Here is a 16,637-nt window from a genome sequence, read left to right as displayed (position 1 = left end):
AGTAGAGCAACCCGCGGGGTTGCTCTTTGTGCGACGGGCAGTCGCGTAGAGTGTTGACTCAGTCGACACTCTTCTTTTTCATTATCTGAAAGAGACGTCATCTCGGTGAAACGACTTGGTGAGGATAATGAATAGGAATCCCAGATGGTGAAAATCCATACCCAAGGAGACTGACCTAGCTTGGGAAGCTTAATCTAGGGCAACACCGTGAGGTGTTGTCTGAAGGAGATGCGGAAAGTCGAGAGACCCGTAAGCGAATAGGTAGACCCTAATGCAATAAGTGTGAAGCACGGCGGCGAGATAAGTTGGCGACTTTTCGAAGAGTAAGGAAGCCCACTCAGGAGACATTTTCCTCGGAAGTCAGAACGAGAAAATGTAACTTATAGCGTGATGGTGCAGGGTATGCTTAGAAGGGAAATGCGATGACCCCGTGAGGACTCCACCTTACCGAACAGGCAGGGTTCTAGTCTATAAGGGTAATCCGAAGTGACAAAGAACAGGTGGAGTAGTCAGACATTCTCATAGTACGGGAGTAACTTGATGACCAGAACATCGAGTGAACGGAAGGGGAATGACCTATGGCTCCAAGCCATGAACAAGATGTAATGCCAACAATCATGTTACTGCGGTAAAACCGTTTGAATGTACATCAAGGAAAGGCGTGGAATATGCAATGAATCAAGAGTGGAAAATGAAATTACATAGTGTATATGGACAACTCTTATTTGACCGTAAATTAACCGAAAGTTTTCTTAAAGTAAAAGAAAACAAAGGTGTAGGTGGGATTGACGGAGAAACCATTGAAAGTTATGAAGCTAAATTAGATGAGAACATTCAAATCCTCCTTAACAAATTAAGGGCAAAATCGTATCAACCTCAACCAGTAAAAAGAGTATACATTCCCAAGAAGAATGGTAAGAGGCGTCCTCTTGGAATCCCTACGATAGAAGACCGTATTGTGCAACAGAGTGTGGTAAACGTATTACAACCAAAATTCGAAGATATGCTCTTTCACAATTGGTCAGTGGGTTACCGTCCAAATCGTGGAGTCAAACGAGCGTTACAATTAATTTTATGGAACATAGAATCTGGTTATAATCATATTTACGATTGTGATATTAAAGGATTCTTTGATAACATACCTCATAATAATCTCCTTCTAGTATTAAGGAAATATGTATCGGACCGTACGGTCCTTAATATGATTGAGAAATGGCTCAAAGCTGGGCATATGGAAGAGGGGAAAACCATTCATTCTGATTACGGGACACCTCAAGGTGGTGTCATTTCACCTCTCCTTGCCAATGTCTATCTAAACGAAATGGATTGGGAATGGGATTTAAACGGGATACGATTTGTCCGTTATGCAGATGATTTTCTACTATTTGCTAAAACAAAAGAGGATATTAAGAAGGCTGCCGTAATAACCAAGGATAAGTTAAAAGAACTCGGACTAGAAATTTCTAAAGAAAAGACAAAAATAGTAGATTTTAAGAAAGACGATTTCGATTTTCTTGGCTTTACATTTCACCATTGGAGAGAAGGAAAGAAAGACAAAAAGCCTGTCTTTCATGTAACACCAAAGGAAGAATCCATTAAAGACTTTCGTCTTAAGATAAAGGAAAAGACACGCAAAACACTTACATTGAGTAAGGAAGAGTGGATTGAACGTGTTAACCCTATAATCAGGGGGAAAGTCAATTACTACCTAACTGTAGTTGATGCAGTAAAAGGAAATATAAAATTAGGGATTTCAAACCATTGTATTACAAGGTGGGTTCGAAGAACCCTTTCTTCTCTAGATGGTTACATAAGAAAAAGACTAAGGGTGGCTTTTATTCATAATCATCCCTCGCAAAGAAAAGAGAGGAAGATGCGTAGTCTTTGGAGTAAAGCCTTCTTTCTCAAAATTAATCTGATTCCTACATATTGGCTCTATTTAAATAAAGCATATGGGTACACAAAGGAACAGTATTTAAACGAAATGACTAGTAAAGCAAAAAGGGACCTTCAAAACAGCATCAAACGTTCAAAAGCAAAAGGTGAGGAATATTATTCTCCTCACCGACTTCAAAAGATGCAAAATGCCTGGAACGCATCCTCTTGATAAACATTGTAACATTTGGTAAGCCGTATGCCTTAATAGGGCACGTACGGTTTGATAAGGGGGAAGCCTTGAGAAAGGTTTCCCTACTTTATTTTTTACTAGGGCAGGATTTTCTTTATAACTAAGAGGCTTCTTTTTTACTAAATAGGGAATTGTATTAAACACATACTTAATATGGAAGGAGTCATTTGATGCCAGAGCTTCCTGAGATGGAAAACTATAAAATCCTATTAAATCAAAAAATTGCAGGTCAAACGATAACAGAAGTACAAATAAATCGAGAAAAATCAATCAATTTAAACCCTGCCCTATTTATTAAAACGTGTCACCATCAAAAAATAATTGATATCAACAGGAGGGGAAAGCATTTACTTTTTCACTTGCAAAATGGTCAAATTCTTTTACTCCATTTAATGCTTGGCGGGTGGATGTTCTATGGGACAGAAGCAGACAAGCCAAAACGAACGGTTCAGATACGTTTATCCTTTGGTGAACATCACCTCTACTTTATTGGCCTCCGCCTCGGATATTTGCATCTTTATAATCAAACAGAAACAGAGCAGCACCTTGCCCATTTAGGTCCGGAACCGTTATCCACTGATTTTTCATTAAATAATTTTTTGAAAAGGATTGGCCAAAAGCATGGCCGGTTAAAAACGACAATGATTGATCAAGAGTTTATCGCAGGGATAGGAAATTGCTACTCCGCTGAAATTTGCTACGATGCCGGTATCATTCCTACAAAAGACATTGATGATATTGGCGATTCAGAGCGAAAGAAACTGTATCAATCGATAAAAACAATCCTCCAAAAAGGCATCCAACATGGCGGTTACATGGATAATCCGCTCTTTAAGGATGATAAATTAACAGGAGGGTTTAATGCTTTGTATCAGGTGTATGATCGTGAGGGTGAAAAATGTAATAGATGCGGGTCTATTATCAAAATGGAAACAATATCATCAAGGAAAACCTTTTATTGCCCTATTTGTCAAACATAGTTTACAGAATCTCGTCGAATGCGGCGAGATTTTTTTTGAAAAATTAAACTTTGTTATTTTGTCAAAAAAAATAAAACTTATTGTTTCGATTTTCGTCCTAATGTAATATACTATATACAAATAAGTATAACACATTTATAATCAACCTAATGAATAAAACATATTTAATGTGATTAAGGGGGTGGTAATGATTAAATTATCTAAACGCCAGGACGAAATCCTCGAGATTGTTAAACAAAATGGACCGATCACAGGGAAAGACATCGCAGAGAAACTTTCATTAACAAGAGCTGCATTAAGACCCGACCTCGCTATATTAACGATGTCTGGAAACTTAGAAGCAAGGCCTCGGGTGGGTTATTATTTTAATGAAAGCTATGAATCAAAGCAGCAAGCGAAGAAATTCATCCTTCAAAAGGTAACAGATTATAAAGCCCTTCCGGTCGTGGTTGAAAAATCTACTTCCGTCTATGATGCAATTGTTCAACTATTCCTAGAGGATGTTGGAACACTCTATATTGTTGATTCTAAAGGCCATTTAGCTGGGGTTGTATCTCGAAAGGATTTGCTCAGAGCATCACTAGGAAATCAAAATCTACATGAATTGCCTGTTAGTGTGATCATGACGAGAATGCCAAATATTATGACGATTAATCCCGAAGAAACCTTGCTCGAGGCAGCTAAAAAGATGATTCATAATCATATTGACTCCTTACCAGTTGTAAAAGAAGTAGATGGCCAAAAAAATACATATTTACTTCTTGGCCGCATCACTAAAACAACGATTACACGAGCATATTTAGAAATGATGGAAAATAAATGAAGCGAAGGAGAGTGGCTGTCTTTTGGTACATAAAGAAGTAGTTTATGTTGTATCCGATTCAGTAGGAGAAACCGCTGAGTTTGTTGTCAAAGCAGTAGCAACACAGTTTAATGGCGGGCAGGTTGAAATTCGGCGGAATTCCTATGTGGATGACTTCGAAGATATTGAGGATATGATTTTATTGGCGAAAAAAGGCCCTGCTATTATAGCCTATACAATCGTTGTACCGGCATTAAAAAATTATTTAGATTACCGTGCCGAAGAAGAAGGAATTTTGGCAGTTGATCTATTGAGTCCATTAATGAATGCGTTTGAAACGAGCTTCCATAAACAGCCGCACCATCGTCCAGGTTTAATGAGAAAATTGGATGAGGAATATTTCCGGAAAATTGAAGCCATCGAATTTGCTGTCAAATATGATGACGGCCGTGATCCAAGAGGGATTACAAAGGCTGATATTGTACTAATTGGTGTGTCACGTACATCGAAAACTCCCTTGTCTATGTACTTAGCTCACAAACGCTTTAAAGTGGCTAATGTACCGCTAGTACCAGAGGTGGCACCTCCAGAAGAATTGTTCAATATACCGCGCAAAAATTGTATTGGATTAATTATTTCACCAGATAAGTTGAATGAAATTCGCAAAGAACGTCTAAAAGCAATGGGGTTAGCCTCACAGGCGAACTATGCTAGCTTTAAGCGAATACTTGAAGAGCTTGATCATGCTGAAAAAGTAATGAAGCGTGTTGGCTGTCCAGTCATTGATGTCTCAAATAAAGCCGTAGAAGAAACAGCAGGTTTAATCTTAGACGTGTTAAAAAAGGAGAGGGGTTTATAATATGGAGAAATTCGTTTATTTATTTCATGAAGGAAATGGCAATATGAAAGGTTTGCTCGGGGGGAAAGGTGCGAACCTAGCGGAAATGACGCGAATTGGACTGCCGGTGCCTTATGGTTTTACGATCTCTACACAGGCATGCAATGCATTCTATGAAGCTAGCAAAACGATTCCTACCATTGTTGAAGTTCAAACGTTAGAAGCCCTCGCGCGTCTTGAGGAGAAAATGGGGAAAAAGCTCGGCGATCCGGAGAATCCTTTACTAGTTTCTGTACGATCTGGTTCTGTTTTCTCCATGCCTGGTATGATGGATACCATTTTGAACCTAGGGATGAATGATGAAACCGTGGTAGGAATGGCAAACTTAACGAATAATCCGCGTTTTGCCTATGATTCTTACCGCCGCTTCATTCAAATGTTTAGTAATGTCGTCCTTAATATTGATACCTACTTTTTCGAACAATTATTAGAAGAGATTCGTGAAGAAAAAGGCTATTCTTCTGACCCGGAAATGAGTGCGGAAGACTGGAAAGAAGTCATTATTGGCTATAAAGAAATCGTCAAAAAACATACTAGAAAGAATTTCCCACAAGATCCAAAAGAGCAATTATTCCTTGCTATTCATGCTGTGTTTAATTCTTGGAATAATCAGCGGGCGATTGTCTACCGCCGCCTGAATAAAATTGCGGACCATTTAGGAACAGCCGTAAACATTCAAAGTATGGTGTTCGGAAATATGGGTAATGATTCAGGCACTGGTGTGGCCTTTACAAGAAACCCTTCGACTGGTGAGCATGTCCTTTATGGTGAATACTTAATTAACGCCCAGGGAGAAGATGTGGTTGCAGGGATTCGTACTCCACAGCCGATCGCCACATTAAAAGACGAGATGCCTGGAGTATACAAGCAATTCACTGAAACCTGTAAGAAACTCGAGTCCCATTATGAAGAAATGCAGGACATCGAGTTCACGGTTGAACGCGGCAAGCTTTTTATCCTGCAAACTCGTCACGGTAAAAGGACCGCACAAGCGGCTATCCGCATTGCGGTGGAAATGGTCGAGGAAGGAATTATCGATAAAAAGACCGCCTTGCTTCGTGTCGACCCTGACCAACTTAATCAACTCTTGCATCGCCGGATTGACGATAAATTTCAGAAAACGGTAGTAGCGAAAGGCTTACCGGCTTCACCAGGAGCAGCGACAGGTCAGGTTGTTTTTGATGCAGATGAAGCGGAGCAATTAAGCATTGATGGAAAAAAAGTAATCCTTGTTCGTCCGGAAACAACACCGGATGATATCCACGGAATCGTTGCATCCCAAGCTATATTGACAAGCCGAGGAGGAATGACCAGCCACGCTGCCGTTGTTGCACGTGGAATGGGGAAAGCCTGTATCTGCGGTTGCGAAGCCTTAAAGATTGACTTAAAGGCTAAACAGTTTACGGTAGGCGATCAAGTGGTTAGTTATGGAGATATCATTACGATTGATGGCTCCACTGGTGAAGTAATGCTGGGAGAAATTCCAATGATTGACCCAGAACTATCGGATGAATTCCAGTTGCTGCTTGCATGGGCAGACCAAGAACGAAAACTAGGGGTCCGTGCCAATGCAGATAATCCTGAAGATGCAAGAAAGGCATTCGAATTCGGTGCAGGCGGAATTGGATTATGTCGTACGGAACATATGTTCATGGACTTGAAACGGATTCCAATTGTCCAAAAAATGATTCTTGCTGAAAATTATAATGAGAGAATGGTAGCGTTGAATCAGCTTTTACCAATGCAGCAAGGAGATTTTGAAGGAATCTTTGAAGAAATGAAAGGATTACCTGTCACTATTCGGTTACTTGATCCGCCGTTGCATGAATTTTTACCAAATAAAGAGGATTTGTTGGTGGAAGTGACGAAACTTCAAATCTTAGATCCTCAATCACCAGAATTAAAAGCGAAAGAACAGTTGCTGAAAAAAGTTCGTCAATTAGATGAGTTTAACCCAATGCTAGGGCACCGTGGCTGCCGCCTAGGAATGATTTATCCAGAGATTTACGAAATGCAAGCGAAAGCCATTTTCTATGCAGCGGCAACGCTTGCAGACAAAGGTATTGAAGTACAGCCAGAAATTATGATTCCTTTGGTTGGTCATGTGAATGAGTTAAAGGATATGCGTAAATTGGTAATTGATGCGGCAGTATTGGTTCAAGAAGAAACAGGGAAGAACTTCGAGTACACAATTGGAACCATGATTGAAATTCCACGTGCTGCTTTAACTGCTGATAAAATTGCCGAAGAAGCAGATTTCTTCTCCTTTGGTACCAATGATTTAACTCAAACCACATTTGGCTACAGTCGTGATGATGCCGAAGGAAAGTTCTTGCAAGCTTATATCGAAAATAAAGTGCTGCCGGAAAATCCATTTGCGGTTCTCGATCAAGATGGTGTAGGAAAACTCGTGGAAACAGGCGTCAAGTTGGGCCGTGGAACAAAGCCTTCGTTAAAAACTGGAATTTGCGGTGAGCATGGCGGAGAAAAGACCTCCATTGATTTCTGTTACAAAACAGGCTTAGATTATGTCAGCTGTTCGCCATACCGTGTACCACTTGCACGATTGGCAGCAGCACAGGCAACGATTCGCCATGAATTAAACAAAGCAGAAGTATATACAACAGCATAAAGCAAGGAAAAGGGATGTGTGCAAAGTAAAGTGCACCATCCTTTTTTATTTTCCCAAGGGTGTTACGAACTTATATGGGATTAGGATACTTTATTCTGCTTATACTATAAAAAAACAGAAAAAGGGGACTCACTCCAATGGGGGCAATTGAACGAAGCGGATATCGATTTGTACCAGAATTTAGTGTCATTCAACAGAATGGAGCAATACACGTGTTCCATCAAGAAAACTTTATTGAGGAAATTAAATTTCAATTTTCAGGAAAGTTTCCTGAAATGGACCAAATCGAAGACTTAGTGGATCAATATTGTGATAACCATCAGTTATAAAACCGAATATTCGTTCGGTTTTTATTTTTATGTTATAATAGACTAAACCATCCATTTTATAGAAAAGGAGGGAATTTGATGAATAAATTAACGACCATATACCCTCAAGCGATTGAACATACAAAAATGAAAGTTTATGAAGATATTAACCATTATTTTGAAACGAAGGAAACACCTCCATCCTTTAAACAATACCTAGCCGACCGCAAGGATTATGTCGAACAAATTTGGATTAATGTTTGGCTGAATAAGTCGACCAATGATGTCCCGCGGAATGAAAAAAAGCAATTGCTAAGTGAAAAAGGCTTTGAGGTACAGGGAATCGACCGTAAGTTGATCAACAAATTGTTTAGAGATGAAATGCGTACATATCGACCTTTTGATGCGATGGCGTGGATTAAGGAAACATTTTCAGGAAAACCAGACGAGTGGCAGAAACAGTATCAGGATGCGAAAATCAATTTTATAAAACGCGAAGAACAAAAACAACTGGAAGAACACAAGCAATTCATTAGAAGTGAGATAGAGGATCACGCAGTTGCGATTTTAGAAGAACAATATGAAGGGTTCTATTTATCGTTACGATACTTCGTGGCAAAACAATTAGTGGCGGATTTACAAAATAACGTGAAATTTCAATCTGTCGATACCTTTGCGTTAGAAGAGAAATTAATTGATGAAGGTCATTTTAATCCCTCATCCTACACCACGGTTGCCAGCTTTTTTGAGGAACTAACCGGAGATATTCATAAAACGATGAACTGGGGCAGAAGTTTATATGAATATCAAACCTATTTCTTTGTTTATGAAAGTTTAATTGGTGATTATTTGTCCGACCTTATTCCGGAAAAAGTTTTAGAGCAGTTACCAGATCAACTGAAGGCTGATTTCTTTCAAACTTTTCATGAAAAACTATCGGCTTCTTTTGTAAAAGGCAGTATTGCACAGGTGCTTTATGATGTTGAAGGGTATTTTATTGAGGATATTCAAGCTGAATACCTAGCAGATTTAATCAGCTTGGCTGAAATTCCTTTTGATGAAAAGGTACACAAGGAAATTTTTGAAAAAGACCTCCAAGAGCGCGAGCGAAAACAAAAGGAAGCGGAAGAAGAACTAAAGCGAAAAAGAGAAGCAGAAGAGCGGATGATGAAGGACATATTTGCCACAGAATACGACCCTTCGCTCCAGAGACAGATCCGCTATGTCCTTCATATCGGTGAAACTAATACAGGGAAAACACATCATGCGCTTGAAAGGATGAAAGAGGCCTATAGCGGCTTATATTTAGCTCCGCTTCGACTATTAGCCCTTGAAGTTTATGATAAATTAAACGCTGAGGGGACGCCTTGTTCTTTAAAAACGGGTGAAGAAGAAAAAATGACCCTTGGGGCCAATCATACGTCCTGCACCGTGGAAATGTTTCATGAAAAAGAGTTCTATGAAGTAGTCGTCATTGATGAAGCGCAAATGATTACCGATAAAGACCGTGGTTTTTCCTGGTATAAGGCAATTACGAAAGCCAATGCAGAAGAAGTACATATCATTGGAAGCCGGAATTCAAAAACGATGCTGTTGCAGCTTTTGGGTGAATCAAATATTGAGATACATGAATACACACGCGATACCCCGCTCGAAGTAGAAACAAAAGAATTTCATATTAAACACGTTAAAAAAGGAGACGCACTGATTTGTTTTTCACGTCGGCGCGTGCTTGAAACGGCCTCACGACTGCAAAATGACGGCCATACCGTCAGTATGATCTACGGAAGTATGCCTCCAGAAACAAGAAAAAAGCAGATTCAGCAATTTAATTCTGGCAAGACAAAAGTAATTGTTGCAACAGATGCGATTGGTATGGGTTTAAACCTGCCGATCCGTCGGATTGTTTTTTTAGAAAATGATAAGTTTGATGGAACACGGCGGCGTTTACTGACCTCACAAGAAGTAAAGCAAATTGCTGGCCGCGCTGGGCGAAAGGGTATTTACAATATTGGCAAAGTGGCATTTACGAGTGATATCAGAAAAATGCGGAACTTACTTTTGCGGGAAGATGAACCTGTTCATACCTTTGCGATTGCACCAACCAATTCCGTTTTTGAACGCTTTCTACGGTATTATCACGATTTAGGTACCTTTTTTGAACTATGGGGGAAATTTGAAAGTCCGAAAGGGACGAAGAAGGCATCGCTGGCAGAGGAAAAGTCGCTTTATCAAATAATCGCGGGGACGGAAATTGAAGCAAGGCTCTCTTTAATGGACCTTTATGGCTTTTTACATCTGCCGTTTTCAAAAAATGAACCCATCTTAACCAGGCAATGGGAAGATACCATGTATGCAATTATCCAGGGACGTGAACTTCCTGAACCGATTGTGAAGGAACGCAGCTTGGAGGAATTAGAACTTAGCTACAAGGCTATCGGTCTCCATCTCTTATTCTTATATCGATTAGGAGAGGGAACTACAGCCCTCTATTGGGAACGACTGAGAGAAGAGGTCAGTGATAAAGTTCAAGATCGCCTGAAAACAGATATTAAAAAGTTTGTAAAAAAATGCAAAAACTGTGGCAAGAAACTGCCGTGGGATCATTCATTTCCAACCTGTGAGGCATGCTTTGCAGCAAAAAACAGAAGATATCGATATGGTGATGAATATTAGTTAGTAAAAAAGGCCTGATAGGCCTTTTTTATTTTTAGTAGAGAAATGAAATATTCATGTCGAAAGGCGCATTTATTATAACTTTTAACAGGGAAAAAAAACTATATTTCGCCTCTCTAAATTATTTTATATGTAGGTATATCGCAGCTTTTAGTAGGTTGATTATTCTGATAAATTAGAATTCTACAAAAATAAAAGGGGTGCTGTTCTTGTTAAAAGTCCTATCAAAATCTGCATTTGCCTTAGCGTTAGCTGGTAGTCTTACCCTAACTGGCTATCAATCTACCGATTTGCAGCCTAAGGTAACTAAAGCACAAAGTACATATGATTTGAGTCTTGCTCATTATGTTGGGGCATCCCCCGAATTAGCAGCTAAGGCAAAGGAATTAGGGAAAGATCTATCAAAAGTAGATCCTGCTGAGAAAGTAGCAAACAATAAGGGGACGAAATTTCAGCAGGCTGGGGATAACCATGTTGTAAATCAAAAAGCAACTGGAAATGTACCGGTTCTAGTAATTTTGGCAAAGTTCAAAGATGGAGATGAGCCAAAGGGGGATGTACCAGGACAAGTACCAGCCAAATATTTTGAGGATTTGATTTTTGGTGATCATTATGATCCATACCAATTAGATGAATTCAAGCAGTACGCTGAATTTAATGGGGTAAAAGCACCAACAAATAGTACAATGCAAAATATTTACAAGGAATCTAGTTATGGAAAAGTGACACTAGTAAAGAAAGATAATACCGATCTTGTTTGGGTCGAACTTCCAAAAGGGGCTTCCTACTATCTAGATCAAGAAGGTAAGTACGCTGAAAATGGTAAGTATAAATATGGCAACGTTAATGGAGATGCCCATAATGGTGAATTAGTGACAGACCTATTTAAAGCAGCAGATAGTGTAGTAGATTTTTCAAAATATGCTGTTGATGGAGAAGTTCCAAACGTATTTATCGTTCATGAAGGAACAGGAGCAGAATTTAGTGCAGACCCTGCCCAAATTTGGTCGCATAAATGGAATGCGCTAAGTGCTTCATATTACGGAAAGTATTATGAAACAGGGAAACCTGCAGCGGATTTAAACCAAGACGGCGTTGAAACCGATGAAGAGTGGAATACATGGTATTCAAAGTTTGTTGAGGACCACACTTTTGACGGTGTTTATGTAGATAATTACAATATCCAGCCGGAAATCGGTGGTAACGTTGCCGGATACAATGAAGCAACCGGCGGTTATGACGAAGCATCGAAAACAGGTCCATTCCCTGGACAGCCTGGTGTATTTGCCCATGAATTTGGACATGCCTTAGGTCTTCCCGATTTCTATGATACGGTTTACACATCAGAGGGTGTTGGTAACTACTCCATGATGGCAGGTGGTTCTTGGATGAGATATCCAGATGCCGCTGCATACTCTGGTAACTCGCCAGTCCATTTTGATCCATATTCAAAAATTTTCCTTGGCTGGGCTTCACCAAAAGAAGTTAAGCCTACTGATGGTATTAAAACAATTACATTGCCACCGGTCAATGCGGCCACTGCAGAAAATGGAATTGTGAAGATGGAAGTGCCTGGATCTAACGGTACTGAATATTTCTTATTTGAAAATGTTCAGCAGAAAGGTTTTAACAAAGGGTTAATTCGTGAGGGTGCAGATGCTCATGGACTAGTAGCTTGGCATGTCGATGAAAATGTTCTATCACTCTATCAAACAGCTGGCTTCCGTCCGAATAATGTGGAAAACTGGATGAATAAGCGCTTCCAGTTCAATCAATCACAAACAGCTAGCAATGGCGATATTGTCACACACTACGGATTATCTATCTTACAAGCGGATGGTAAGTATGAGCTTGAAAAGAATGTGAACCGTGGAAATGCCGGAGACTTCTTTAAAACAGGCAGCAATCTTACTCCTGTTTCCGGGAATGTTCATACTGGTTCCTACTATTTCTGGAAAGGCTATAGTTCGACACCTGCCGATTCCGGCATCCATGTAACCGATATTAAAGAAAACAAGGATGGCTCAATTACAGCAAAATTCTTCTATAACTTTAATGAATCTAGTAAGTAAAGGTCAGCCCGGGTTCCTTTGGAACTCGGGTTTTAATTTTTCCCTTAATTCCATTTTTGGGAAATTGTGATAAAATATGACTTAAAAATATAGAACCATGAAAGTGGTGTGAAAATTGCAGCTATCCATAACGGTTAGAGGCCCAGGAGCAGAAGCTGTTTCTTATCTTCTAGCCAAGAATCCAAATAATCTTTATGAACGCGGAGAAAAAGGGCTAACCGTCCGCCTGGTTTATCCAACTTTTTCTAGCGAAGAAGTACAGTTCATCATTTTTGTAAAAACAGACCCGATTGATTTGGTTAAGAATACATCCGATTTATATGATATTACTCACTACATAAATGACCGCGAGTTTGCAGCAAGCAGTATCTTTGTTACCTCCATTCGAAAAGCATTGGGGACTGCCTTAAATGGAAAACCGAAGGAGGAATATGCCTCATGGGTCGAACATCCCTTTGACATGGAATTATCTTTTGGTCCGGTGGCCACGGATTTAAGCAACCGTGAGCTGGAAGCGTTATTTGCACCAATCGGTTATGCAGTCAACATAGAATATGGAGAAAGTTTTATCCGTGAAAAAAGCTCAGCAAGGTTTATCACCCTTTTAGGGAAACAAACACTTCAGAATGCACTCAAACAACTTTCGATTCTGATTCCGGTTATCGATAACTATAAACATTATTTTATTGATGAACGAGAACTAGAGAAGTTTGACCGATACGGTGAAGGCTGGTTAGAGAACCACCCACAAAAGTTGTTGATATTAAATCGTTCTTTACGGTTCCAAAAAATGATTTCACAGTCAAAGTTCTATGAAAAAGAAACGAAAAAAGAGGAGGGAAACGAGCCGCCGAAAATACGTTTAAATGATCTTCGCTACGAAGCGATTATTAAATATGTTGAAGCTTTGACCAAAAAACAAACCATTGTTGACTTAGGTGCTGGGGAAGGAAAGTTATCAGTTAAGTTAGGATTTATTGAAGGGGTGCAGGAAATTCTTTCAGTCGAGCCATCGAATCGAGCTCGGTTAAAGGCATTAGACCGATTTGATCAAGCAAAAGAAAAACGTGGATTTGTGGAGCCTCAGTTATTAGCAGGTTCGCTATTTTATTATGATGAACGCCTTCTCAACAAAGATGTCATGATTCTTTGTGAAGTGATTGAACATATTGATGAATATCGGTTACCAAGGATTTTTGAGACGATTTTTAAAGACTATCGACCAGAAGTATTGATCGTGACGACACCGAATCAAGAATATAATGAGGTTTATGATATGGATGAGGCAATGAGACATCATGATCACCGCTTTGAATGGACAAGGGCAGAGTTTACGGGGAAATGTGAAACTTGGGCAAGTTCCTATCCTTATCAAGTACATTTTCAAGGGATTGGAGAAGAACATCCAAATTTTGGTCAACCGACCCAGATGGCTATTTTTTCAAGAGAGGAGGGGCAATCATGACCAAAATCCACTTACCCTATGCAGGCATTGTCCTTTTTGTCGGACCTTCGAATAGCGGCAAAACCACGTTATTAAACCGACTCGTCCATGAAAAGAAGATTCTAGCTTCGGAAGTTGTCAGTTCTGATCAATTCCGGGTGCTCGTCAGTGATGTAGAATTTATCAACTGGAATCAGCGTCCAAAGGATGAAGCGGATGCCCTATTTGATGAATACTACCGGATTTCAAATGAAGCATTTGATGCGATGGAATATTTAATTGGGAAGCGGTGCCGTTTAAATAAACTATCAATAATTGATGCGACACACTTAAAAGAAGAGGATCGTGAGCGTTATCTTCGTCTAGGTAAGAAATATCATGTCCCCGTCATCGCGATTGTGTTTAATTTAACGGAAAAAGAAATCCTTTCTCGTGATAAGGAGCGGGATTTTCCACGCGGGAAGAATCGGCTCAAACAGCAATACCAGCACTTCAAGCGAACGCTTAGGTTTATTAAGAAGGAAGGCTTCCACCGGACCTATATTTTAGATGAACCGGAACTTGAGGCTTTGGATATAGGGCGACTTGCGAATCCTTTATTCATCGATGTGGGTAATGGCATTGATTTTATTGGGGATATTCATGGCTGTTTTGAAGAGTTTATTGAATTGATAACTAAGCTGGGCTATGAGGAAAACGAGGAGGGCTTGTTCCATCATCCTGAGGGAAGGAGAATCCTTTCACTTGGTGATGTCATGAGCCGTGGACCAAGGTCGCTGGAAACTATGCAATTTTTCAAAAAACATGTAGATGCTGGCATTGCCTACATGATAGATAGCAACCATGGCTGGAAAATTGCCCGCTGGCTGGATGGTCGAAAGGTGAACCTGGCACATGGTGATGAGAAAGTCGAAGCTGAATTTATTGAGTATGAGCGCGAATTAGGTAAAGAAGCTACTGAGCAATTAAGAGCAGAATTAAAGGAACTTCTCCTTGCTTCGAAATCGCATTTGGTTATCCAAAAAAATGGTGTAAACGTGGCGGTCGCAACACATGCAGGCATAAGAGATGGGTATATTGGCAAACAATCGCAGCGCATTTCTGATTTTTGCCGGTACGGAGATTCAGAGGGGATTGATGAAAATGGCAAGCCGCGGCGAAAAGACTGGACCATTGATCACAGATCACAAGAATTAATTATTTGGGGTCATGATCCAAAGCCGCAGCCACTATTGGTAAATAACACACTTAACATTGACCAAGGAGTGGTATTTGGCGGGAGGCTAACCGCCTATCGTTTTCCAGAAAAACAGTTTGTTTCTGTGGCCGCTAAACAGGATTATGCTAATGTTCCTGACAACCCAATTAAGGAATGGGAACAAATGCGGCTTGCCCCTCCTAATTTAGGTAAGTTAATTAATGGGTTCTCGGTGTTAACCGAACAGTATGGGGAGATCGCTATTCATAAGGATGTGGCCAAATCCGCCTTGGACGACTTTTCTCATTACACCCTGCCGCTTGAGGAGATTGTCTATTTACCACCGACAATGAGCCCAACTCCGAAACCTTCGAATTTAGCGGGATACTTAGAGCACCCGCAAGAAGCGTTTGACTACTATCAGGCAAATGGCATTGATACGATGATTGTGGAGAAAAAACATATGGGCAGCCGCGGCATTTTACTTCTTTTTAAACATAAGGAAGCAGCCAAAGAGTATATCGGCAGAGAAACATTAGGTTCGATTTATACGCGGACTGGCCGGGCCTTTTTCAAAAAAGAGCTGGAGGCACAAATTTTACAAACTCTGCATGCCGATTTAAAAAGTTATTTTGAAACATACAACACAGATTTTGTCCTAATGGATGCTGAGATCCTGCCTTGGAATCTAAAAGCAAAAGAACTAATCATGAATCAATATGCACATGTGGGCGAAATGGCGTTACTCGATCGCAATAAATTAAAAGAACAACTGGAGAAAGCCGCTGCTAACGGCAAGGATGTGGCCAGTTGGCTCTTGGAAACGGATGAAAAGATTCACAATGCAAAAGTGTTTAACGATGTGTATCAAAAGTATTGCTGGGACACAGAAGGGTTAGCAGGCATTCAAATTGCTCCTTTTCATACTCTAGCTCATAGTAATGAAACATTTTTCGATAAACCGCATACCTGGCATATGGAGAAAAATAAAGAATTCAGTGTCCTTTCTGATTTGTTTATGGAAACGGAATATCGGATTGTGACCGACGAGGACTCCATGAAGGCGGCAATCGTTTGGTGGGAAGAAATGACTGAAGAAGGGCATGAAGGCTTTGTTGTTAAACCGAAAGTCTTTGTGGCCCGTCATAAAGGTAAGCTGGTCCAACCGGCTATTAAAGTCAGAGGCCGTAAGTATTTGCATATTATCTACGGCATTGATTATTTACAACCAGAAAATTTGACCCGGCTTAAACAAAGAAATACTGGAAAGAAACAACGCAATGCCTTAAAGGAGTTTTCCTTAGGTATGGAAGCAGTGAGGCGCTTTGTTGGGAGGGAATCATTGGACCGCTACCATGAATGTGTGTTTGGGGTTCTCGCGTTGGAATCGGATCCAATTGATCCACGATTATAGGTACAAAAGGGCGAACTTGTCTATTGCAAGTTCGCTTTTTCTATGTAATAACTTAACATCTCATGCCCATATGATAGTAAAAAAG

Annotated in this window: 10 protein-coding genes; all 10 read left to right on the top strand. The window is 40.1% G+C overall.

The window, feature by feature from the left end; all coding sequences use genetic code 11:
- Positions 1 to 673 precede the first annotated feature (673 nt).
- The 10 genes from ltrA (at position 674) to AC4QJR_RS17980 (ending at position 16,552) form a co-directional block, all read left to right on the top strand.
- The gene (gene ltrA, locus AC4QJR_RS18025; protein WP_496523769.1) at positions 674 to 2,107 is read left to right on the top strand and encodes a group II intron reverse transcriptase/maturase; all 1,434 of its coding nucleotides are present in this window, start codon (positions 674 to 676) and stop codon (positions 2,105 to 2,107) included.
- 191 nt (positions 2,108 to 2,298) lie between these two features.
- Positions 2,299 to 3,108 (top strand): Fpg/Nei family DNA glycosylase, encoded by an 810-nt coding sequence (locus tag AC4QJR_RS18020; protein WP_496523768.1) that lies wholly within the window; start codon positions 2,299 to 2,301, stop codon positions 3,106 to 3,108.
- A 187-nt stretch (positions 3,109 to 3,295) separates the two neighbouring features.
- Positions 3,296 to 3,931 (top strand): transcriptional regulator CcpN, encoded by a 636-nt coding sequence (gene ccpN, locus AC4QJR_RS18015; protein ID WP_496523767.1) that lies wholly within the window; start codon positions 3,296 to 3,298, stop codon positions 3,929 to 3,931.
- Positions 3,932 to 3,953: 22 nt separating this feature from the next.
- Complete coding sequence (locus AC4QJR_RS18010) at positions 3,954 to 4,769, top strand: pyruvate, water dikinase regulatory protein (protein ID WP_098573805.1); 816 nt, start codon at positions 3,954 to 3,956, stop codon at positions 4,767 to 4,769.
- 1 nt (position 4,770) lies between these two features.
- Positions 4,771 to 7,440, top strand: a complete 2,670-nt coding sequence (ppdK, locus tag AC4QJR_RS18005; protein WP_496523766.1) for a pyruvate, phosphate dikinase — start codon at positions 4,771 to 4,773, stop codon at positions 7,438 to 7,440.
- Between the two features lie 137 nt (positions 7,441 to 7,577).
- Positions 7,578 to 7,769, top strand: coding sequence for a YbxH family protein (locus AC4QJR_RS18000; protein WP_098573799.1), 192 nt, complete (start codon positions 7,578 to 7,580; stop codon positions 7,767 to 7,769).
- Positions 7,770 to 7,847: 78 nt separating this feature from the next.
- Positions 7,848 to 10,424 carry a DEAD/DEAH box helicase gene (locus AC4QJR_RS17995; RefSeq protein ID WP_496523765.1) on the top strand — a complete coding sequence of 859 codons (2,577 nt, stop codon included), beginning with the start codon at positions 7,848 to 7,850 and terminating at the stop codon, positions 10,422 to 10,424.
- A gap of 209 nt (positions 10,425 to 10,633) precedes the next feature.
- Positions 10,634 to 12,496, top strand: coding sequence for a M6 family metalloprotease domain-containing protein (locus tag AC4QJR_RS17990; protein ID WP_496523764.1), 1,863 nt, complete (start codon positions 10,634 to 10,636; stop codon positions 12,494 to 12,496).
- 115 nt (positions 12,497 to 12,611) lie between these two features.
- Positions 12,612 to 13,961, top strand: a complete 1,350-nt coding sequence (locus AC4QJR_RS17985; RefSeq protein WP_496523763.1) for a 3' terminal RNA ribose 2'-O-methyltransferase Hen1 — start codon at positions 12,612 to 12,614, stop codon at positions 13,959 to 13,961.
- A complete protein-coding gene (locus AC4QJR_RS17980) occupies positions 13,958 to 16,552 on the top strand; it encodes a polynucleotide kinase-phosphatase (RefSeq protein ID WP_496523762.1) in 2,595 nt (864 codons plus the stop codon). The genes AC4QJR_RS17985 and AC4QJR_RS17980 overlap by 4 nt, the downstream gene beginning before the upstream one ends.
- The last annotated feature ends 85 nt before the right edge of the window (positions 16,553 to 16,637 follow it).

This window comes from Neobacillus sp. BP17 (assembly GCF_059579525.1).
The sequence above is the reverse complement of the archived record's forward strand: the minus strand, read 5'-3'. Positions and strand labels throughout refer to the sequence as shown.